General features: G+C 40.8%; 21 protein-coding genes and 1 pseudogene. 13 read left to right on the top strand and 9 right to left on the bottom strand.

Going from position 1 to position 20541, the window contains the following annotated elements; all coding sequences use genetic code 11:
* Positions 1-122: 122 nt before the first annotated feature.
* Together dsbB and AN389_RS02280 are read left to right on the top strand one after the other, a co-directional pair.
* Complete coding sequence (dsbB, locus tag AN389_RS02285) at positions 123-641, top strand: disulfide bond formation protein DsbB (protein ID WP_055019189.1); 519 nt, start codon at positions 123-125, stop codon at positions 639-641.
* 1 nt (position 642) lies between these two features.
* Complete coding sequence (locus AN389_RS02280; RefSeq protein ID WP_055014085.1) at positions 643-945, top strand: DUF6170 family protein; 303 nt, start codon at positions 643-645, stop codon at positions 943-945.
* A gap of 13 nt (positions 946-958) precedes the next feature.
* Here the strand turns inward: AN389_RS02280 and AN389_RS02275 are convergent, their stop codons facing one another.
* Complete coding sequence (locus AN389_RS02275) at positions 959-1255, bottom strand: ComEA family DNA-binding protein (protein WP_055014086.1); 297 nt, start codon at positions 1253-1255, stop codon at positions 959-961.
* Between the two features lie 345 nt (positions 1256-1600).
* Here AN389_RS02275 and AN389_RS02270 point away from each other — a divergent pair, with 345 nt between their 5' ends.
* The 3 genes from AN389_RS02270 (at position 1601) to AN389_RS02260 (ending at position 3696) form a co-directional block, all read left to right on the top strand.
* The gene (locus AN389_RS02270) at positions 1601-1915 is read left to right on the top strand and encodes a YebG family protein (protein WP_055014087.1); all 315 of its coding nucleotides are present in this window, start codon (positions 1601-1603) and stop codon (positions 1913-1915) included.
* 136 nt (positions 1916-2051) lie between these two features.
* The gene (locus tag AN389_RS02265) at positions 2052-3215 is read left to right on the top strand and encodes a M23 family metallopeptidase (RefSeq protein WP_055017161.1); all 1164 of its coding nucleotides are present in this window, start codon (positions 2052-2054) and stop codon (positions 3213-3215) included.
* Positions 3205-3696, top strand: coding sequence for a polymer-forming cytoskeletal protein (locus AN389_RS02260; RefSeq protein ID WP_055014089.1), 492 nt, complete (start codon positions 3205-3207; stop codon positions 3694-3696). Before AN389_RS02265 ends, AN389_RS02260 begins: the two co-directional genes overlap by 11 nt.
* A 4-nt stretch (positions 3697-3700) precedes the next feature.
* Here AN389_RS02260 and AN389_RS02255 read toward each other — a convergent pair whose 3' ends face one another.
* Complete coding sequence (locus tag AN389_RS02255; RefSeq protein ID WP_055017160.1) at positions 3701-4177, bottom strand: hotdog fold domain-containing protein; 477 nt, start codon at positions 4175-4177, stop codon at positions 3701-3703.
* A 183-nt stretch (positions 4178-4360) separates the two neighbouring features.
* Between AN389_RS02255 and AN389_RS02250 the strand changes: the two genes are divergently transcribed.
* From AN389_RS02250 to AN389_RS02240, 3 genes are read left to right on the top strand one after another with little or no spacing between them, the layout of a single operon-like run.
* A complete protein-coding gene (locus AN389_RS02250) occupies positions 4361-5554 on the top strand; it encodes a multidrug effflux MFS transporter (protein WP_055014091.1) in 1194 nt (397 codons plus the stop codon).
* On the top strand, positions 5551-6195 hold the full coding sequence (locus AN389_RS02245; RefSeq protein ID WP_055014092.1) for a LysE family translocator: 645 nt from the start codon (positions 5551-5553) through the stop codon (positions 6193-6195). Before AN389_RS02250 ends, AN389_RS02245 begins: the two co-directional genes overlap by 4 nt.
* Positions 6196-6237: 42 nt before the next feature.
* Positions 6238-6702, top strand: a complete 465-nt coding sequence (locus AN389_RS02240; RefSeq protein WP_055014093.1) for a methylglyoxal synthase — start codon at positions 6238-6240, stop codon at positions 6700-6702.
* A gap of 11 nt (positions 6703-6713) precedes the next feature.
* Here the strand turns inward: AN389_RS02240 and yegD are convergent, their stop codons facing one another.
* From yegD to AN389_RS02210, 6 genes are all read right to left on the bottom strand, one after another.
* Positions 6714-8078 carry a molecular chaperone gene (gene yegD / locus AN389_RS02235; protein WP_055017159.1) on the bottom strand — a complete coding sequence of 455 codons (1365 nt, stop codon included), beginning with the start codon at positions 8076-8078 and terminating at the stop codon, positions 6714-6716.
* Positions 8079-8139: 61 nt separating this feature from the next.
* Positions 8140-8982, bottom strand: coding sequence for a DNA ligase (locus tag AN389_RS02230; protein WP_055014095.1), 843 nt, complete (start codon positions 8980-8982; stop codon positions 8140-8142).
* A 33-nt stretch (positions 8983-9015) separates the two neighbouring features.
* Positions 9016-9672 carry an HAD family phosphatase gene (locus tag AN389_RS02225; protein WP_055014096.1) on the bottom strand — a complete coding sequence of 219 codons (657 nt, stop codon included), beginning with the start codon at positions 9670-9672 and terminating at the stop codon, positions 9016-9018.
* Positions 9673-9725: 53 nt separating this feature from the next.
* Positions 9726-10025, bottom strand: a complete 300-nt coding sequence (locus AN389_RS02220) for a hypothetical protein (RefSeq protein ID WP_055017158.1) — start codon at positions 10023-10025, stop codon at positions 9726-9728.
* 104 nt (positions 10026-10129) lie between these two features.
* Positions 10130-12394 carry a TonB-dependent receptor gene (locus tag AN389_RS02215; protein WP_055019188.1) on the bottom strand — a complete coding sequence of 755 codons (2265 nt, stop codon included), beginning with the start codon at positions 12392-12394 and terminating at the stop codon, positions 10130-10132.
* Positions 12395-12799: 405 nt separating this feature from the next.
* Complete coding sequence (locus tag AN389_RS02210; RefSeq protein WP_055019187.1) at positions 12800-13663, bottom strand: mechanosensitive ion channel family protein; 864 nt, start codon at positions 13661-13663, stop codon at positions 12800-12802.
* 205 nt (positions 13664-13868) lie between these two features.
* Between AN389_RS02210 and AN389_RS02205 the strand changes: the two genes are divergently transcribed.
* The 5 genes and pseudogenes from AN389_RS02205 to AN389_RS02185 all read left to right on the top strand — a co-directional run bounded on the left by AN389_RS02205 (position 13869) and on the right by AN389_RS02185 (position 19601).
* Positions 13869-14075, top strand: a complete 207-nt coding sequence (locus tag AN389_RS02205) for a hypothetical protein (RefSeq protein WP_004587392.1) — start codon at positions 13869-13871, stop codon at positions 14073-14075.
* Positions 14076-14286: 211 nt separating this feature from the next.
* A complete protein-coding gene (locus AN389_RS02200; RefSeq protein WP_055014099.1) occupies positions 14287-16422 on the top strand; it encodes a M3 family metallopeptidase in 2136 nt (711 codons plus the stop codon).
* A gap of 103 nt (positions 16423-16525) precedes the next feature.
* Positions 16526-17389, top strand: coding sequence for a carboxylate/amino acid/amine transporter (locus AN389_RS02195; RefSeq protein ID WP_055017155.1), 864 nt, complete (start codon positions 16526-16528; stop codon positions 17387-17389).
* A 55-nt stretch (positions 17390-17444) separates the two neighbouring features.
* Positions 17445-18776: a glycerophosphodiester phosphodiesterase family protein gene (locus AN389_RS02190; protein WP_055019186.1), complete on the top strand. Its 1332-nt coding sequence runs from the start codon at positions 17445-17447 to the stop codon at positions 18774-18776.
* A gap of 77 nt (positions 18777-18853) precedes the next feature.
* Positions 18854-19601: pseudogene (locus AN389_RS02185) on the top strand (dienelactone hydrolase family protein).
* On the opposite strand, the gene AN389_RS02180 reads toward AN389_RS02185, so the two are convergent.
* Complete coding sequence (locus tag AN389_RS02180) at positions 19598-20521, bottom strand: LysR family transcriptional regulator (RefSeq protein WP_055019269.1); 924 nt, start codon at positions 20519-20521, stop codon at positions 19598-19600. The pseudogene AN389_RS02185 and the gene AN389_RS02180 sit on opposite strands and share 4 nt — an antisense overlap.
* Positions 20522-20541: the final 20 nt, after the last annotated feature.

Below are 20541 nucleotides of genomic sequence, written 5' to 3'. Positions count from 1 at the left end.
GCAATAACTTCTTATTAATTTCATCTTAAAAAATGCCCTTTCGGTAGCTTTTTTACCCTTTTTGTTGCTCGTTACTTTATCCTAGTACATAATTCAACGTCTTAATTCAATGCGGATTTTTTATGAACTGGCTAGCACACCTCCCTACTAAACGCACTCCATGGCTACTATTTACAGGTATTGTATTTTTATTAGAAGTCACCGCACTGTTTTTTCAATATCAAATGGGCCTGGCACCATGCATTATGTGTATTTACCAGCGAACTGCGGTATTAGGGTTATTAGGAGCGGGTATTATTGGCGCAACTAAACCGCAGAGTAAACTAGTACGTACTATTGCTTATTTAGTGTGGGGTATATCTAGCGTATGGGGCTACCTTATTGCGCGGGAACACATAGAAATGCAAACAACCACCGATCCCTTTGCGTTTAGCTGTGAATTTGAGCCTAACTTCCCAGCTTTTATGCCACTGCATGAATGGATCCCTAGTTTTTTTCAAGCCACTGGGGATTGCGGAAATATTGATTGGCAATTTGCAGGATTAAGTATGCCAGCGTGGATGGAAATTCTTTTTGCGTTATTTACTATCACGCTTTTTGTACTTGTTATCACTCGCTTACTTACTAAAAAGTCTATTTAATATGTTTACATTTTTTTCCAGTCAGCTGCCTGAATTAAAGCACCTTAAAGTGAGACAGCGACAAGCCGTTGTTGCGATTGCACTAAGTATGCTCCCCGCAACCGATAGAGTGTTATTGAGAATAGTAAAGCTGCTATTGCTCAGCCCATTATTTTTATTATTTACTGTTTTTAAAGGATGGGAACTCCTCCCTTTCTTAATTTTAGGTGGACTGTGTTACCCGCTTTTAACAACACCGATTGAAATAAACTTTGCTAAAAAGTATTTAACAAAAGCACTTGAGCAATATTCACAGGGCGCTTAGCGCCCTGCCTAACCTATAGAGATACTTTTCCTTCTAATTTAGCTACCAACTTTTTGCCTATTCCTTTTACGTTAGCTAAATCACTTAGCTCAGTAAACTCACCATTTTCGGCTCTGTAATCAACAATAGCCTGCGCTTTTTTCTTACCAATACCGGGAAGCGTTGATAGCATTTCTGAATCGGCACTATTAATGTTAATAACGGGGGGTTGTTGCATTTCGGCCATAGGCTTATCAACCACAGGGTTAGCGTAGGTGAGCGCGCTAAAACCTAGAAAGCTAATAATAAGTAGCGTTAAAAGATTTTTCATTTGTTATTCCTTATTTTTGTTTATGCCAAAGCGTTATGGTTAAACGGCTAATTTGGCTTTAAGCAAGGGCTTAATTTTTATTAGAGGAAATAATCTAAAATAAGGATCGACTTGCATCACTTATATTATTTCCAGTGCATAATCACCTAAATCCGAAAACCTAAAATGCAGCTGGTACAACAAAGTGATTATCTAAATAAAGTAAAGTTACGCTTTTTTGTCAAATCTATGACAATCTAAAATGTCGTGAATACTTGCAATTTATTTCGCAAACATTTACTGTATATAAAAACAGTGACCTACAAGTCAGTAACCACATTACCACGCAATCAAGCAGGAGAGATCATGGCTGTTGTTGTTAAATATGTTGTAGAACGAAACGGAGTTGAGCGAATGACGTTTACTACTAAAAAAGAAGCGGATGCCTATGACAAAATGCTCGATATAGCAGAATCGCTTGAAGTAATGCTGGAAAAAGTAGATGTGCCTTTAAGCGAGCAACAAGTAGAATCGCTCGCGCTTGAAATTGCAAAGAGTAAAGATGACTTTATGGCAGTGCTAAAAGGTGCAAAAGAGCCCTCAACAAAAGGCGCAGCTAAAGCTAAAAAAGCCGACAACGTAGCATCAATAAAAAATAACGATGAGCAACAAGCTAGCTAATTTGCGTCAAATTATAAAAAGGGCTGCTATTAATAGCAGCCCTTTTTTATTAATTTTTGAACAGTTACAAATTTTTTCTGGCTTTTTAAACTGAAATTGATACATTAATCCGGTTAATAGCGAGTATTTATGTGTCATGTCAGTATTTATTAAGTCTTTTTACCAAAAAATTTTTCCAGCCCGTCAGTTACTTATTCGTCAAAATGGCGAAGTTAAGCATGTTGTTTTGGCGCCTTGGTTTCAGCTTTTTACAGTACTACTTATTTTAGGCACTATTATTTGGGTGGGTATATCTAGTTTTCGTGTTTATAGCCAAACAAATAAAATAACACACATTGAACAAAGCCAAATTGATAAGCAACAAGTTTGGCAAAAACAGGTTCGTGAACAAAAGGCGCTGCACGCTAAGCAGTTAGAGCAACTTGCCGTCCTTGAGCAAAAGCAAGCGCTTTTACAAGGTATGATTGAATCTCTCCCCGCATCTATAAGCAAAGATACTATAAAACTAGAAGAGCAACTTGAATCGCCTATAAATGAAGACAAAGGCGAGTTTCATGAGCCGCTTGTTGATGAAGAACAAAAAAACAAACACGCAAACCTATTAACGCCAATAACTTTTGCTGCACGATATGAGCGCTTAAATAAACACTATGAGCATAATTTTGCGCGTATCGATGCACAAATAAATAAGCGCCATGATGCAATTTTAGCGATGTTAAAAGGGGCTGGGTTAGAATCCGCTCTTGAACAACATTTAGCGCTGGCCTCCCAAAACAGCGCACAAGGTGGGCCGTTAGATGTATTTGATGAAACTAAAATACCAAAGCCGTTTTTAGTCATTGTTGATAAGCTTTTATTACTCAACAACCTTGAAAACTTTTTAACCGAGCTGCCTAACTCGCTGCCCTTACCTGCGGCTAAATACTATATTTCGAGCAACTTTGGTCTTCGAAAAGATCCAATGAACAACCGCCGAGCTTTTCACAAAGGTGTTGATTTAGCCGGCTGGCACAAAACCGAAATTTTTGCCCCTGCCGATGCTGTTGTGCTTCGCGCTGGCAGAAACGGCGGCTATGGTAACTTTATCGAGCTAGAGCATAAAAATGGCTTGATAACTCGTTTTGGCCACTTAAATAAGATTAAAGTAAAAAAAGGCCAAACAATCGCTAAAAATGAGGTAATTGGATTAATGGGTAGCACTGGCAGAAGTACCAGCACCCACTTACACTATGAAGTGTTACTCGATGGCAAACATGTCAATCCTCTAAAAATAACAAAGGCGCTTTCTCGTGTTCGGTAAAAAAAAGCAATCAAGTAGCCAGGCTACTTTAAAAAGAGTAAATCACACCCCTTCTATTATTTCTGAAGATGTGCGCTTAACTGGCACACTTACCAGCCAAGGCGAAGTACAGCTAGATGGCCGCATTGATGGCGATATAAAAGCAGAGCACCTGGTAATTGGCTCTACCGGCATTGTTGAAGGTGTGGTTGAGGCTAAAAGCGTCGTTGTAAAGGGTAAAATTATTGGCTCTCTTAATGCCAGTGAAGTGAATATTCAAAGCAGTGCTCACGTGCATGGCGATGTTTTTCACGACACCCTCAGTATTGACGCAGGAGCCATTATTGAAGGCAGCTTAAAACAACGCTTTGAAAAAGAAGAACCGGAACTTATTAGCGAAGAGTTAAAGCCCGCAAAAGAAGTAAAAACTTTGCTTGATGGGGCTGATAGCGACTTATCGTTTGTAAATAAACAAGCCGCTGATAAAGCTAAATCTAATTAAGCACTCATTGCTTTTTTTCGGTTATGTACATTGTAATATCGGCAGTGAACACCAGTTCATTGCGGGTATTAAAAAGCTTGACCGGCACCACTAAATCCTCTTTATCTAACCATTGGCGTGGCAAGTCAATTTCTGCAATAGCCGTTACATCGGTATCAACTTTAGCTAAATATTGCACCGTCATTCCTTTAGGGATCCAGCGATGCGTTTTATAAGGCACGGTCGCATCTACCATTACACCAGCGCACAGCTCTGCTAAGTTACATTGTGCAATAGCATGAATAGTCCCAATATGGTTATGTACGCTTCGTCGATTTTTTACCACAGCACTGCAGTGCCCTTCTCTTAAATCGAGCACATACGGTTTCATTGAGCCAAAATAAGGGGCTTTAATACAAACAGCTTTACTAAACAACCAATTGCCAAAAGGTAAGCGTTTAAATTTATGCCACGTTTTTAAAAGGGCAGATTTATTACTCATTGTTATTTCCCATCTTGTGTTTATAAATCCAAACTAACACATCAGACCAGTTAAAAAAAGTGCAATTCATCGTGCTGTTAATCCTTATGTCATGAAATATTTATCACAATGAAGTGTGGCTCACTCATAAGTCCTTTCTTTTTTATAAGCGGACCCCTAAAATAGCCAGCAAAAGGAGACCTAATGCAAACACAGCCCGCTAAACCTAACTTAATTTTATTACTCATCTTAGCGTTACTCGTAATCTTTTGCCCTATGGCTATTGATATATATCTGCCCGCTTTTCCAACTATTGCCAAGCAATTTAATGTAACTGAACAACAAGTTCAGCAAACGGTAGCTATTTTTATGCTTACTGTGGGTTTAGGGCAATTAATTGCGGGGCCACTTGCCGATAAGTTTGGCCGAAAACCAGTAGCGGTTGTTGGTGTTAGTTTATATGCAGGCTCAGCTTTACTCGCCTATATGGCGCCCTCTTTTGCTGTATTAATGTGTGCACGCGCTCTACAAGGCTTAGGTGCATGTGCTACGTTTGTTGTTGCCTTTGCTATCGTACGTGATAAGTATGGCAGCGAACGTAGTGGGCAAATGATCACCTATTTAAATGGAATTGTGTGCTTTATTCCTGCGCTTGCACCTATTTTAGGTGCTTGGCTTACCGTGCAATTTGGCTGGCGTATGAACTTTATGTTTTTAACTTTATTTGCCTTAACGGGGTTGGTAATTACGCTCACTCTATTTCGAGAAACTCGCCCAGCAGATAGTCACTATCAAGGGCACATTTTAGACCTACGTCGCTTTGTTCCAATAATAACCACTCCCATATTTTTATTTAATAGCTTGCTGTGTATGGTTGCGATGTCCGCAATCCTTGTGTTTGTTACCTTAGCACCGGGGTGGATTATTACACACCTAGGTGGCACTGTGGCCGACTTTACTTTTTGGTTTACGCTCAATGCAATTTTAAGCATCGTAGCCAGCTTTACTACCCCCATTTACATTAAGCGCAATAGTCAAAAAGCCCTGCGTGTAGGTGTTACTGTGTTAGTAGGCTCAGGTATATTAATGATTGCGCTTAGCCATATCGAGTCGGCCATTGCGCTTATGCTGCCTATTTTAATAGCCGCACTTGGTTTTGCTTTGAGCTTAGGCTCTGCAGCTGGTATGGCATTATCGCGCTTCCCTAAGCAAGCGGGTACTGCCTCAGCATTAATTGGAGCTATGCAAATGAGTGGCGCTAGCTTACTTGTATTTTTGACTCAATATTTAGGCCTTAGCACACCTTGGCTAATTGCATTTCACTTATTATTACTGACGCCACTTTGGCTAATTTTAATGAGTAAAAAAGCCCATACATTGCACCCGGTTAATACATGATCAACCCTGATTTTTTAGCATCATTTTTATTGGCGAGCTTTTTAATGGCGGTGGCCCCTGGGCCATCAAACGCATTTTTAATGGCGCAAACATTTGCCAATGGCAGAACAGCAGGCATGCAAAGCGCATTTGGCTTTGCTTTAGGTGGGGTAATACATACCTTTTTTGCCGTAATTGGCCTAAGCGCGGTACTAAAAGCCTCCCCTACCGCTTATAGTGCAGTGCAATATGCAGGGGCCGCCTATTTATGTTACTTAGGGCTTATGATGATAAAGGGCACATTAAAGACCCCCGACACTTCAGAGGACAGTACAAGCGAAGACAAACCGCACATTAGTACGAGTAAAAAATCAAATGTAATGTTTCAAGCCATGATGACCGAGGTGCTAAACCCTAAAGTGGCGTTGTTTTTTATTGCGTTTATACCACAATTTGTAGATCCAACTTTATCATCAGCGACTTTTCAGCTGGCTTTTTTTGGTTTGCTCTACCCTATTTTTGCTTTTCCGATTGACTGCACGTATATTTATTTTGGCGATAAAATTGCCCAGTTTTTTAGAAGTAATCCACACAGTCAGCTGTGGATTGATAGAGTCACCGGTATAGTGTTTATTGCGCTTGCCATAAATTTATTATACTAGTTACAAGTAAGTAGTATTTATTCACAAATAATAAGACGCAGCATGGAACAAAAAAAACAGTCGTTACCAGCCAATAAAAATATTGCCTTAGTTGCTCATGATGGAAAAAAAGCCGCGCTAAAACTATGGTGTGAAAAACACAAAAATACGCTTAGCAAACACACGCTTTATGGCACAGGCACTACAGGGCATCTGATTGAAAAAACAACAGGGCTTGAAGTTGTTCAATTATTAAGTGGCCCGATGGGAGGCGATCAGCAGTTAGGCGCAAAAATTGCCGAACATGAAATTCATGTATTGGTGTTTTTCTGGGACCCATTGGCCTCGCAGCCACATGATCCGGACGTGAAGGCACTTCTTCGTTTAGCCGCTGTTTGGAATATTCCCGTGGCCTGTAATGAAGTCAGTGCCGATATGCTTTTGAGCTCACCACTTATGGATACAGAGCTGGAACGTACTTTGCCGGATTACGAAAAGTATCTCGCAACCCGGCAAATCAATCTTTAAAGTTTTTTAGGTTACTTATAAAGCATGCTGGCCCATTTTGTTAGGCCAGCTGTAACACTACCAAAGTGATCTCCGTTCACCATTTTTATATCACCTAAATGCTCACTTAACGCCGCTTTAATAAGCGGTGACTGCGCACTTCCGCCCGTTAAATAAATAACGTCTGGGGTGGTGGCTGCATCGGTAATTGCTTGTTTGGCAAGCGTAACTATTTGACTAATACTGCTTTCTACTGCAACCGCTAAATCACTAACCGATAGGTTTTTATTAAGATCACTATCTAAAAAATGTAGGTTGCAATCAAATGTACTTGCAGTTGAAAGTGCTATTTTAGCCGCCTCACCTTGTTGAACTAGTTGATGACCTTGCTTATTTTGCTGTAATTGTATTAAGCGTTTGTAAAGCGCAGGCGCACTTACATCGCGTAATTGTGCGGTGAGTTCTCTGTAGTGGCTTTCACTGTAAAACTGGCTTTGTAAATTTACATCGTTAATTTTACACGCTTGCCAAAAGGGTTGGTTTGGTAAAGGTAAGCCCGATTTAAAGGTACTGCCCAAACCAAGCAAAGGCATTAAGCCATGAAAACTAAGGGCTATATCTAAGTCATTTCCGCCAACACGTTTACCGCTGTGCGCTAAAAAGTCATTATCGCGTTCACTTTTACCTTTAAAGCTTGGCCCCATTTGTACAAACGAGCAGTCGCTGGTACCACCGCCAATATCTATAACTAATACTTTTTGATCTTCAGTCAAACCACTTTCGTAATCAACTCCGGCTGCAAGCGGCTCATATAAAAAATCAACATATTTAAAGCCTGCGCGTTTTGCAGCTCGCTCTAAAATACCAAGCGCTTGCTGGTTTGACTGCTCACCGCCAACGGCCTGAAAGTTAACAGGACGCCCAATAACTGTTTGGGTAAGTGCTTTATCAAGCGAAAGCTCGGCGCGTTGCTTTATTTTTAAAATCATTGCGGTTGCAATGTCTTCAAAAAAATTAATTTGCCCTTGCTTTAATCCTGTGGCACCAAAAAATGATTTAGGAGATTTAACAAAATAGCCTTCTTCAGGAAACTGCACATATTCACTAATAGCTTCACGGCCAATAAAAAGCGTTTCATCTGTAGGTTGTAAATCCAGGTCTGACTTAATACGCGGGAGTGTATTTAATAAAGCTTGGCGCTGCGTTAAAAAGTCATGCTCGTGTGCTGTGCCTTTTACATGCTTTGCCACAAAGTCGACAACTAATGCGCTATGGTGCGTATAAAGAGTAGAAGGTAAATAATGTTTTCCTTGCTCAAGTGGCACTAACTGTACTTCCTTTTGCTCCATAACTCCCATGGCACAATTAGAACTACCGTAATCAAAACCTACAAACATACTTCACCATACATTAGAAAAAGGCCGCGCAATTTAGCATACTTTGCCAAAGTTATAAACGCTAATGACCCTCCCTTACCCTTAAAAAGCTCGCAAAACGTGGTAAACCATGTTTTGTTAAACCGTGGTACCGATATGTTACCGTGCTACCTATAGCCGGCGGTGTTTGGCGCTGTTTGTTACTAAAGCCCGTGCCTATTTTAAATATTTGCCCGTGGGGCGTTTTTACTTTTAATGCACCTAACATACCGGTGTATTTTCCTTTACCGGGTAAATGTGCAATAACAACTGCTTCAGCATCTAGGTAGGGCTTTAATTTTAATAATGTATTACTGCGTCCGCTTTTATATTTAGCATTGGCTAAATGCAGCATCACCCCTTCAGCCCCTTGCTTAGTTAAATCTTCAAAGTACTCTGTTAGTTGGGCTGTGCTGGTAAAGCGGTGTTGCTTAACTGCAGTTATATGCTGCTTATTGATTTGTTTTACCAAGGCTTGGTAGTTTTTATAACGCGTACTAAAAGGAAGGGTTGCATCTGGCATATCAAATATTTGAAAGCGTATAGCCTGCCAATCTGAATTACGGGGATGCTTAGTTCTTACAACCCCACTGACCAAAGAAAATTGAGCCCGTGCTATCCACAACTCTCCATCTAACCAAACATCGGGTAAAGGCGCCGTAAACCAACTCGGGGCATTAATCGCATTTCCTCTGCGGGTAATAAACTTATCACCCGTCCATATTGCTCTTACACCATCGAATTTTTCACTAACGAGGTATTCACTAATATCACCATGCTTAGATTCATCATATACTTTTGCCAATAACACTTGAGGCTGCGCCGCAAACGTAAGCGATGAACCTATTAAAATAACAATTAAAAGTAAGTACTTTAGCTGAGCCATTACTGCATCCCTGCAAATAAAATAAGGCTTTAACTATAGTTGAGATTCTACCCACTGCCAAAACTCACCTAGGTCAGCCATTTTATAGGTCGCCTTAGTAAAGTCATGGTCAACTGTGTGATGATTTGCAATGGCAACAACACTAACCTGTGCATTACTTGCAGCGCAAACGCCCGTATAGGTGTCTTCTACTGCAATTGCATGCTCTGGGGCTACATGTATGTGTTCAAGCGCTAAAAGGTAAGGATCGCCTGCAGGCTTTGGATTTGCTACATCATCTTTTGTCACTACCGTATCAAATAACTCATAAAAACCTAGCCCTTTTAAAATAGGTATGGCTTCGCTGCGAGCACTACCGGTAACTAATCCCATTTTTAGCCCACAGTTTTTAACAGCGTGTAAAGTTTGCTCAGTAAAAGGCATAACAGGCGGTAAATTAGTTTTTACGTATTCACCAAATAATCGATATTTTTCATCTGCTAAAAACTGTGCGCTGACGTTTAAATTATGCTCATTTTTAATATCAATTGCAGCTTCTAACGTTGGGCGCCCTGAAAAGCGCTGACAAAACTCCACTTCGTTATAACTTACATTGTAGGGTGCAAGCAGCTGGCTCCAACACGCAAAGTGCATGCTTTCAGAGTCAACTAACGTGCCGTCCATATCAAACAATACTGCGTTTAAACTCATCCTCATTCCTTAAATTTTAACGTTAAAAAAGGCGCCTAAGCGCCTTTATAATATTATGCTGTTAAGCCAGCAGGTGGCTCCGCAAATGCTTCTTCACCTGTTTCAACGTCAACCAATTCGTAGCCTCGGGCTTTGCGAACAACCTTAAGTACAGGTTTTTCTAGCGCCGTTTTTAAACGTTCGGCATCAGCGGCTAATTCATCAAGTGTGGTACCAAAAGGCGCTGCGCCTGTTTCTGACCAATTAGTTACTTTGCCATTTAAGTTATATTCTACTTCGTGTATTTGGTATTGCGCTGCTTCGTCTTTCGTTGCTTCACAAAAAATTACACGGTAGTTCCAAAATCCAGCCATTTGTTTATCTCATTCAATTTAATTAACGCTACTTTACCAGCTTTATAAAAACATAAAAGCCTGCACAAGGCAGGCTTTTAAAATTAATCTAATTTAAGTTAGCTTTAGAAAAAGTTAACTTTAAATTCAGCGCCAATGTAGCGCTCTTCATTAACAATACCTGTATTGTTATTGAAGTCTACCGCACCAATTGCTTGTTGCTCATCAAATAAGTTACGAACAAATGCAGATACTTGGTACTCGTAGTCACCTTCAGCCCACTCATAACCTGCACGTAAACCTACTTCTGTTAATGCTTTACCTTCAAACTCTACTGAATCATAAAGAAACATGTTAATTTCGCTACGGTAAGAAATATCACCTAATGCGAAGAAGTTGCCATCTTCAAGCTCTTTGTTATAACGAAGGGTAAAGTTAGAGATCCACTCCGGCGCATGCGGTAAGCTGTTGCCATCAAGTACCGCTAAGCCTGCATCGTTAATAGGGTCATTTACGATACATTGAGCACACACCGCTACAGCTAACTCATCGTCTTTAATTTCAGTTTTGTTGTAGCTTAAGTTAAATGTTGCATTAAACTCATCGCTTAATACCCATTCTGTATCTAGCTCAAAACCGTAGCCTGTTGTTTTATCAGCGTTAACTAGGCGGTTAAAGTTAGCACCACCACCTACAGCAGTAAGCTGTTGGTCGTCCATTGTGTAGTAAAATACCGTTGCATTTACACGGCCTTGACCGTCAAGAACGTCTGATTTAATACCAGTTTCGAATGAAGTGACGGTTTCTGATTCAGCCGTTGTTACGTCATCACCAAATAAAATACGGCCTTGTAAGCTAGGCGCGCGGAACGTGTTTGCTACACGGCTGTACCAGTTCACATCGTCATTAACTTTGTAATTTGCTGATAAATCCCAGCTTACGTGGCTGTCGCTAACACTACGCTCTACGTATAAAGCACCACCGCCAATTGGGCTAATTGTACGGTCTGCAACAAAATCTTTTTCGTCATCAGAGTAACGAAGACCCGCAGTTACTTTTAACTTATCTGAGAAGATGTAATCTACTGAGCCAAAAATAGCCCATGCTGTTGTGTCTTGTTGTTGCTGAACATAACCGTTTAAAGCGCCAGCAGGTGAAGAGAACGTATCGTAACTAAAGTTTTCGATTGTAAGCTCTTCATCAAAGTAAAAAAGACCAACTTGGTAGTTGAAATCTCCGCTAAAGTTACTAGCAAGGCGAAGCTCTTGCGTTAACTGGTCTTGCTCAGGAATACCATCCGCACTTTCTGAAGAAAATGGAATAAAACCTGGACCCATGTAATCTGGGATATAAGAAGCACCGTAACCACCATCAATGTCGGCACGTGAGTATATTTCTGCACTTTCCCAACCTGAAATAGAGGTTAGCGTGTATTCATCGCTAATATCCCACTCAAGCTTTAAGCTTGCGCCTTCAGATTCAACTTGCTGTGTGTTGCGTACAGCAGCATCTTGATAAACAACATCATGCTCGTAGTTGTCTACTAAATCATTTGAGCCAGCTTCAATAACATTTGCACGAAACGCAATTGGTGAGCCGTCTAAGTCACGCGTGTGGTAGTTTAGTAAAGCAGTAAAGTCATCGCCTTCGTATAAAAACTGAATACGCGCTGCTTTTTCTGTGTAGCCGCCCTGCTCGTCTTTCGCTTCAAAGCCAGGCGCTTGGTTATCGATGTAATCATCTTTATCTTGCCATAGCAAAGAAACACGTGCAGATAAACGGTCAGTTAGTGCACCACCTACAGCGCCCTCAGTATCTACAGCGCCACGGCTACCGTAAGAAACAGCACCGTAACCTTCAAATTCTTGACTTGGTTTAACAGTGTCAAATTTAACTAGGCCAGCCGGCGTATTACGGCCAAACAAAGTACCTTGTGGGCCACGTAGTACTTCTACACGCTCCACATCAAATACAGGAAAGCCTTTTAAAATAGCATTTTCTTGAACTACTTCATCAACAACTAATGAAACAGGTTGTGAAGCATTAAGATCGAAATCGGTATTACCCAGACCACGAACATAAAAACGAGGGAAAGAACGTCCAAACGATGATTCGATTGAAAGGCTTGGAATTTTCGCACTCATAAAGCGAATATCCATACCAGCAGAACTATAAGCATCAAGGTTATCACCTTGTAATGCAGATACAGCAACAGGCACTTCTTGTGCATTTTCTACACGTTTACGAGCAGTAACTTGAATAACTTCTAATTGGTTATTTTTTTTTGCTGTTTCTTCTTCAGCAGCAAGAGTAGAAACAGAGGTACCAGCTGCAGATAATAAAGCAGCATTAATAATGGTCGCTATTGCAGTTTTTTTGATTGCTTTCATGTCGGGTATTAACCTTTTGTATGCACTCTTGTTCAACGGTTTTTTGTGTTGCGCAATGTATTCATTGCGGGTTCGGCCAATTTTTCGCGACTAAAAAGTTGCGCGGACCTCATCACCGAGAGTACAAAAACGGAGTAATGAGGCTGAACGAACGATGCAGATTATACCATTGTATTACAAATTTACTGCATAAATATGTACAAAAAAGTAAACTTTTTTGCAACATTTAACCACATTTTCTTGCTTTTTTACCCTTATTTAGATGCAAAAGGCTAATAATGCGGACATATGTCCTTATCATCAAAACCCACTTTAAAGTAGCAAAATATATAACCTGACAAATAAACCCAATACAGAAACACGCAATTAAAACCCACCAATGCCACTAAATTTTAAAAGCTACATTTATTGAGTACGCTTTAGCGCTATTTCTCCATCAATGTGAATATCGCGCTGTGGGAATGCAATCACCACATCGTGTTTTTCAAAAACGGCATAAATACTAAAGCGGATATCGCTACGTACTTTTCTGAGCATGGTTTCTGACTCTGCACAAACCCAAAAAACCGCATTGAATACAAGAGAGCTATCAGCAAAGTCATCAAATAAAACAGAAGCTGTTGGATTTGCTAATATAGCATCATGCTCATCAAGCACTTGTTGAATTAACTTTTTAACAAGCACAACATCTGAACCATAGGCTACGCCCACGCTTACCGACGAACGTGCATTACCATCTATTAGCGTCCAGTTCGTCACGGTGTTTTCTAAAAGCTGGGAATTAGGTATCAGCATATGTACACCATCGTTTCGGCGGATACGGGTAGAGCGTGTATTAATAGTTTCAACAACGCCTTTTGCGTTACCCACTTCTAAAAAATCACCAATGCGGATTGGGCGCTCCCACATTAATATCCAACCGCTGATAAAGTTATTAATAATATTTTGCGCGCCAAAACCTACCCCTATGGCTATGGCTCCTGATACAAAAGCAAAGGCAGTAAGTGGAATATTTAAGACCTCTAACGAGGTGAAAATAAGTATCGCAATACTCAAAATAAAGTAAATGCGCGTAAACAGATGGACCGCATCTTGGCTTATTTTTTTAGCCAGCAGTGTTTTTTTAATAAGTTTGCCAATCCGCGTTACTACAAACCACATAGCAAATAAAATTAAAGGGACCTGTATAACCTTAGCTACGGTGATGTGCACGTCGTTGTAGGTAAAAATGACAAAGCTAAGATAATGTTGAATATGTTCGAGCGTCATATGTTTTCCAAAGTCTTATTCATTGTTTGTTGTTTGTTGTTTGTTCAGTAAAAATTTAGTGTGGTTCAGTCTTCGCTAAGCTTAGCACGGCATAATAGGGTTAAGTCGCTAAGTTAATAGGTTTAACGTTTTTGTTTAAACAATTTATTAACTCTTTATTGCACCGAGTGCTATATAAATAGTGTACACGCACTGGAGATTACATATGTCACAACTTACTTTAAATCAAAGACTCGCCACTTTGCAGCCGCAGGTAGACTTAAATTTGTTTGAAAGCAGCCTAGATTATCGCAATAAAATTTTGTGTCTTCTTGCTGAACAAGAACAAACACTGGCGACAATTAATAAAGAATTTGGCCAGCAATCAAATAGCTTTGGTTCTGAAAAACGCTTTGTGCTTGGCTATAACTAACCTTTTAAAACACACACAATACAATATTTAAGTAGCCTTACGCTTATTTTTAAGGCTACTTTTACCTCCAAAACGCATTTTTAGTAGCTAATTTGCGTTTAAATCCCGCTTAATACCGATAAACTTTATTGTATAAACGCCAAAATTTGATAAGTTAACTGGGTTTTCGACTCGAAAAGCCTATTTCGGCTCATCTTTTTATGGAGTTATTATGCGTAAAACACTGATCGCCACTACTATTGCTAGTGCCCTAATCCTATCTGCTTGTTCATCTAACGAAACTCAGAACACAGCTAAAGAGAGCGCAGCACAAGTGCAAGATATGAACGCAAACAATGTATTATTCAAACCAAGCCCATTACAATACATGGCGCCAGAGTTTGATAAATTTGGTACAAAAGACTACGAAGCAGGCTTTGATGCAGGTATTGCTCAGCACACTGCACAAGTTCAAGCAATTGCAAACAACCCAGAACCAGCAACATTTGAAAATACACTTGTTGAGATGGAAAAGTCTGGCGAATTGTTAAACCGCGTATCTGCTGCTTTTTATAATCTATCGGGTTTAATTTCAGATGACGAATACCAACGTATAAGTAAAAAAATGGCGCCGGTATTATCTGCTCACTCTGATGACATTTACCTAAATGGTGCGTTATTTAAGCGTGTACAAACTATTTACGATAATAAAGATGCACTTAACGCTGAAGATCAACGCTTAGTTGATTACTACTACAAGCAGTTTGTAAAAGCTGGTGCTAAGTTAAGCGATGCTGAAAAAGCAAAAATGCGTGAAATAAACGCTCAGCTTGCAAAACTATCTACCGCGTTCTCTCAAAACATTTTAAAATCGTTTAAAGAAGACGTAATTGTAGTGACTGACAAATCTAAACTTGCCGGCCTATCTGAAGGTGAAATTGCAGGCCTTGCAGCCGCTGCTAAAAAAGCAGGTAAAGAGGGCTACATGATAACTTTGGTTAATACTACTCAGCAGCCAATTTTATCAAGCCTTGAAAACCGTGAGCTACGCGAGCAAATTTTTAAAGCCTCTACAAACCGTGCTGCTAAAACTAACGGTCCTATCATTATTGAAGAAACAAACCTGCGTGCACAAAAAGCAGAGCTATTAGGCTTTAAAGATTGGGCATCGTATGTAATGACATCGCGCATGGCACAAACAACCGATAACGTGTACGGCATTTTAGATGACCTAGCACCAAAAGCAGTTGAAAAAGCCAAAGCAGAAGCGGCCGCTATCCAAAAAGTAATTAACGATTCAGGCGAGAGCTTTGAGCTTAAGCCCTGGGACTGGGCGTTTTACGCAGAAAAAGTACGTGCTGAAAAGTACGACCTAGACCCAGCGCTAGTTAAGCCATACTTTGAAATGAACTCTGTGATCCATGATGGTTTATTCTTCGCAATGAACAAGCTGTACGGAATCACTTTTAAAGAGCGTAAAGACCTACCTGTTTACCATGAAGATGTAACTGCATACGAAGTATTTAACGCTGATGGCAGCGCTATTGGTTTATTTTACATGGACCCATACGCACGTGAAGGTAAGCGTGGCGGTGCATGGATGAGTGCATATGTAAGCCAAAGCGGCTTAAAAGGCACTAAACCGGTTATTTATAACGCACAAAACATTCCAAAACCAGCTGAGGGCGAGCCTACGCTAATGACCTTCGACGAAGTATCGACTATGTTCCATGAATTTGGTCATGCTGCGCACGGTTTATTCTCAAATGTTAAATACCCAAGCCTAGCAGGTACGGCTACAGCACGTGACTTTGTTGAGTTTCCATCACAAGCCCACGAAGACTGGATGATTGAACCTACAGTACTTGCTAACTACGCTAAGCATTACAAAACGGGTGAGCCAATTCCACAAGCATTACTTGATAAAGTACTAGCATCGCAAAAATTCAACCAAGGCTTTGGTACTACTGAATACTTAGCAGCTGCTTTACTTGATATGGAATGGCACTCATTTGGTTCTGATAAAAAAATCAGTGATGTTCAAAAGTTTGAAAGCGATGCGCTAAAAGCACACGGTATTGATTACTACCCAGTGCCACCGCGTTATAAATCAAACTACTTTAGCCATACGTTTGCCGGTGGTTACTCAGCAGGTTACTACGCCTACCTATGGACAGAAGTATTTGCAGCAGATGCCTTTGCACATATGGAAAATAACGGTGGCCTAACCCGCGAAAACGGTGACAAGTTCCGTGAAGAAATCCTATCTAAAGGTAACAGCCGCGACTTAATGCAAAGCTACATTGAGTTTAGAGGCCAAAAACCAACAACAGATGCACTTCTTAAGCGTCGTGGTTTAGTTGATTAATAACCTCGTTTATTAATTTTTGCTTTATAAAAGCCCGCTTGCGGGCTTTTATTGTTTATAACAGATAAACTAGCCACATTATAAATTATAAAAAACGACAATTATGGGCTATTTATTTGCTGTTACCTTACTGTGGGCTTTTTCATTTAGTTTAATTGGTGTGTACCTAGCAGGCCAAGTAGACGCATGGTTTAGCGTATTAATACGCGTTGCATTAGCCACATTGGTTTTTTTACCCTTTTTAAAACCTAAACTTACCTCAAAACCACTCGCACTAAAGCTTATGCTGATAGGCGCTGTGCAGCTGGGTGTTATGTACAGCTTTTACTATCATTCCTTTTTATTTTTAAGCGTGCCCGAAGTGTTGCTTTTTACTGTTATGACGCCGCTTTATATAACGCTTTTAAACGATGCGCTTAACAAACATTTTAACCCGCGCTTTTTTGTAGTGGCGCTTATCGCTGTGTTGGGCGCGGTGGCTATCCGCTGGGAAAACCTCAATAATCACTATATGTTAGGTTTATTACTGGTTCAGGGTGCCAATATTAGTTTTGCAACAGGACAAGTAACTTATAAACGTTTAATGGCCTCTAATCAGCTAGATGACAAAACCGTATTTGGCTGGTTTTTTATTGGCGCCTTGGTGGTGGCAAGTGCTTGCTACGTATTATTTGGCGATACAAGCAAGTTACCGAGTACACCTACCCAGTGGGGTATTTTAATATATTTAGGTATTGTTGCCTCGGGCCTTGGTTACTTTTTATGGAATAAAGGCGCAACCAAAGTAAATGTAGGCGTGTTAGCCGTTATGAACAACGTACTTATTCCTGCCGGCATTATTGTTAACGTGCTTATATGGAATAAAGATGCAGATATTATGCGCTTAAGTATCGGTGGGGTAATTATGTTAGCAGCACTGGCAGTCAATAAAGTAGGCACAAATAAACAGAACGTCACACCCTTGTAGTTAATTTGTCATTAAATACGATTAGGGTTAAGGAAAATAATATGAAGGATTAAACATGAAACACCTTACCCTAATAACAAGCTCTGTAATGCTGGCACTACTTAGCGGGTGCGATGACGATGTCGAAGTGGTAGAAAAAGAGGTGGTGGTTACCAATACCACTGTTGAAGTTGTTGAAGTACCTACGCCAGTGATTGTTGAAGTGGCAAAAGGCGATGCGCCAGATATTCAGTTAGGTACTCGTGCTGATTACCTAATTAACGATATGACTCAGAGCGATTTAAAAACAAAATTAGAATCGTGTAAAGATGGGCCATTTTATCGTACAGATTTTTCTATTGGGCATCGTGGTGCGCCTATGCAATACCCTGAGCATACGAAAGAGTCTTATATAGCTGCGGCGCGAATGGGAGCAGGTATTGTAGAGTGCGATGTCACTTTTACAAGCGACAAAGAGTTAGTGTGTCGCCACTCTCAGTGCGATTTGCACACCACCACCAATATATTAGCCATTGATGAACTTGCCGCTAAATGCAGTGTGCCTTTTACGCCAGCTAACACGGCAAGTGGCACGCCTGCCACCGCTAAATGCTGCACAAGCGATATAACCTTAAGCGAATTTTTAACACTTGAAGGTAAAATGGATGGCGCCAATACCCAAGCCAGCACCGTCGATGAATACATCAAAGGTACGCCTAGCTGGCGTACAGACCTATACGCTACTAGTGGCACGTTATTAACGCATAAACAAAGTATTGAGTTATTTAAAAGCCTTGGGGTAAAAATGACCCCAGAGCTAAAGTCGCCGCAAGTTAGCATGCCTTTTGAGGGGATGACACAACAGCAATACGCACAAAAAATGCTTGATGAGTACACGCTATTAGACGTACCAAGCAGTGATGTGTACCCGCAATCGTTTAATCTTGATGATGTAAAGTATTGGATAAATAACAATCCTGACTTTGCAAATCAAAGCGTATATTTAGATGGCCGCGACAGCGAAGCGGGCTTTGACCCAAGTAACCCTGATACATGGCAACCAAGTATGGAAGCGCTGGTAGCCGATGGTGTTAAAATCTTAGCGCCTCCTATTTGGATGATGCTTACTATCGATAACGAAAGTAATATAGTCCCCTCACAATACGCTATTGATGCAAAAGCAGCGGGGCTTGAACTAATTGCATGGAGCCTAGAGCGTTCGGGGCCTCTTAACGAGGGCGGTGGCTATTACTATCAATCTATCGCTGATGTTATTGATAACGATGGCGACATGATGAAGGTCGTTGATGTACTCGCGCAGGATGTAGGCGTTATAGGAATATTTTCGGATTGGCCTGCGACCGTAAGCTACTACGCAAGTTGCAATAAAATGCCTGCAAGTATTTAAAAAACGTATTATAGCGGTCGTTTATTTTTTTGCGCTCAGTTACCATAACCTTATTAATTATTTAACTGAGCGCTTTTATGATAATCCAACACCATAATACCGACCTACCCACCCCAACAGGCTTGATGCGAACTACCGTTTACCGTCCTCATGCTCCTGGCCAATACCCAAGTATTATTTTTTACTCTGAGATTTTTCAGCAAACAGCCCCGATTGCGCGCAGCGCCGCAATTTTAGCAAGCCATGGTTTTGTTGTGTTAGTGCCTGAGGTATTTCATGAGCTAAACCCGATTGGTACTGTACTTGCCTACGATGAGGCGGGTAAAGATAAAGGCAATGCCGATAAATGGCAAAAGCCACTTGAGCAACACGACAGCGATACCCAAGCACTCATCGACTTTATACAAAACCAAGATTACTGCACTGGTACCGTAGGAGCTATGGGTGTGTGCATCGGTGGGCATTTAGCTTACAGAGCCGCATTAAATCCACATATACAAGCGGCATTTTGTTTATACGCCACCGATATTCATAGTGATACCTTACCCGCTAATGCAGGTAACAATTCGTTTGAACGCATGGCTGATATTAAAGGCGAAGTACACTTTATTTGGGGTAAACAAGACCCACATGTACCGCAACAAGGGCGTAGTAAAATTTATCAGCAATGTGTCGCTACAGGTATTAACTACCACTGGCAAGAAGTAAACGCACAGCATGCGTTTATGCGTGATGAGGGCGACCGCTACGATGCAGCGCTTGCGATCACTATGTATCAGCAAGCTGGCATTATTTAGCCGCACGCTTCAACACAAGGCTTTTTAAACGTTTTTCAGCATGCCCAACGCGGTGTGCTGTTTTACAAAATACGCTTTTAAGTAATCAATAAATAACCTAAGCTTTTTAGAGCCAGCGGCCCCAGGCGGAAACACACCATAAAGCTCTATATCTTTTGTTTTATAGTCATCAAGTATTATTTCTAGCAGCCCAGCTTGTACTTTAGGCCACGCGTCATACAAAGGAATACGACCAAGCCCATGCCCAGCTTCCACAAACGCTGTACGCGCGGCGGCATTGTTGGTGCTTATGCCACCTTGTAGTATTACATCGTATTTTTTGCCCTCTTTGCTAAGGGTTAATGTTTTACTGCTAAGTTGGTACACCACCCATTTATGTGAGGCTAATTCAGCTGGCGTGTACGGTTTGCTAAAGTGCTCAAAGTACGTTGCAGAACCACAAATACAGGTACTCATGGTTGTTAATTTAGTAGCCTGTAAATTAGAGTCTCTTAAAGCGACGCCACGGATAGCTATATCAAAGCCATTTTTTATTATATCAACCACATCATCGGTGAGCTGTAAGTCTATTTCAATTTTAGGGTATTGGCGTTTAAACGTATTAATTGCGGGCACAATTAATTGCATGCCAACATTAACAGGGCAACTTATTTTTAATATTCCTTGTGGCTCACTTTTAATGTTTTCTATTTGCTGATTAGCCGCGTTTGCTTGCTCGGTGATCACTCTACAGCGTTCGTAATAAGCAATACCGGCTTCGGTTAGCGCCATTGTGCGGGTAGAGCGGTTAAGCAATGTTACTTCTAATTGCGTTTCTAGTTTCTTAAGGTGATAACTTACCACCGCTCGCGTTAACCCTAATTGCTTCGAAGCCGCGGTTAGACTGCCCTGCTCTACTATTTGCGCAAATACCACCATGCTTTTAAGTTGCTCAAACGACACTTTCATCACACACCCACCTTTGGTTA

This window comes from Pseudoalteromonas sp. P1-7a, from assembly GCF_001401855.1.
GTDB lineage: Bacteria > Pseudomonadota > Gammaproteobacteria > Enterobacterales > Alteromonadaceae > Pseudoalteromonas.
The sequence above is the reverse complement of the archived record's forward strand: the minus strand, read 5'-3'. Positions and strand labels throughout refer to the sequence as shown.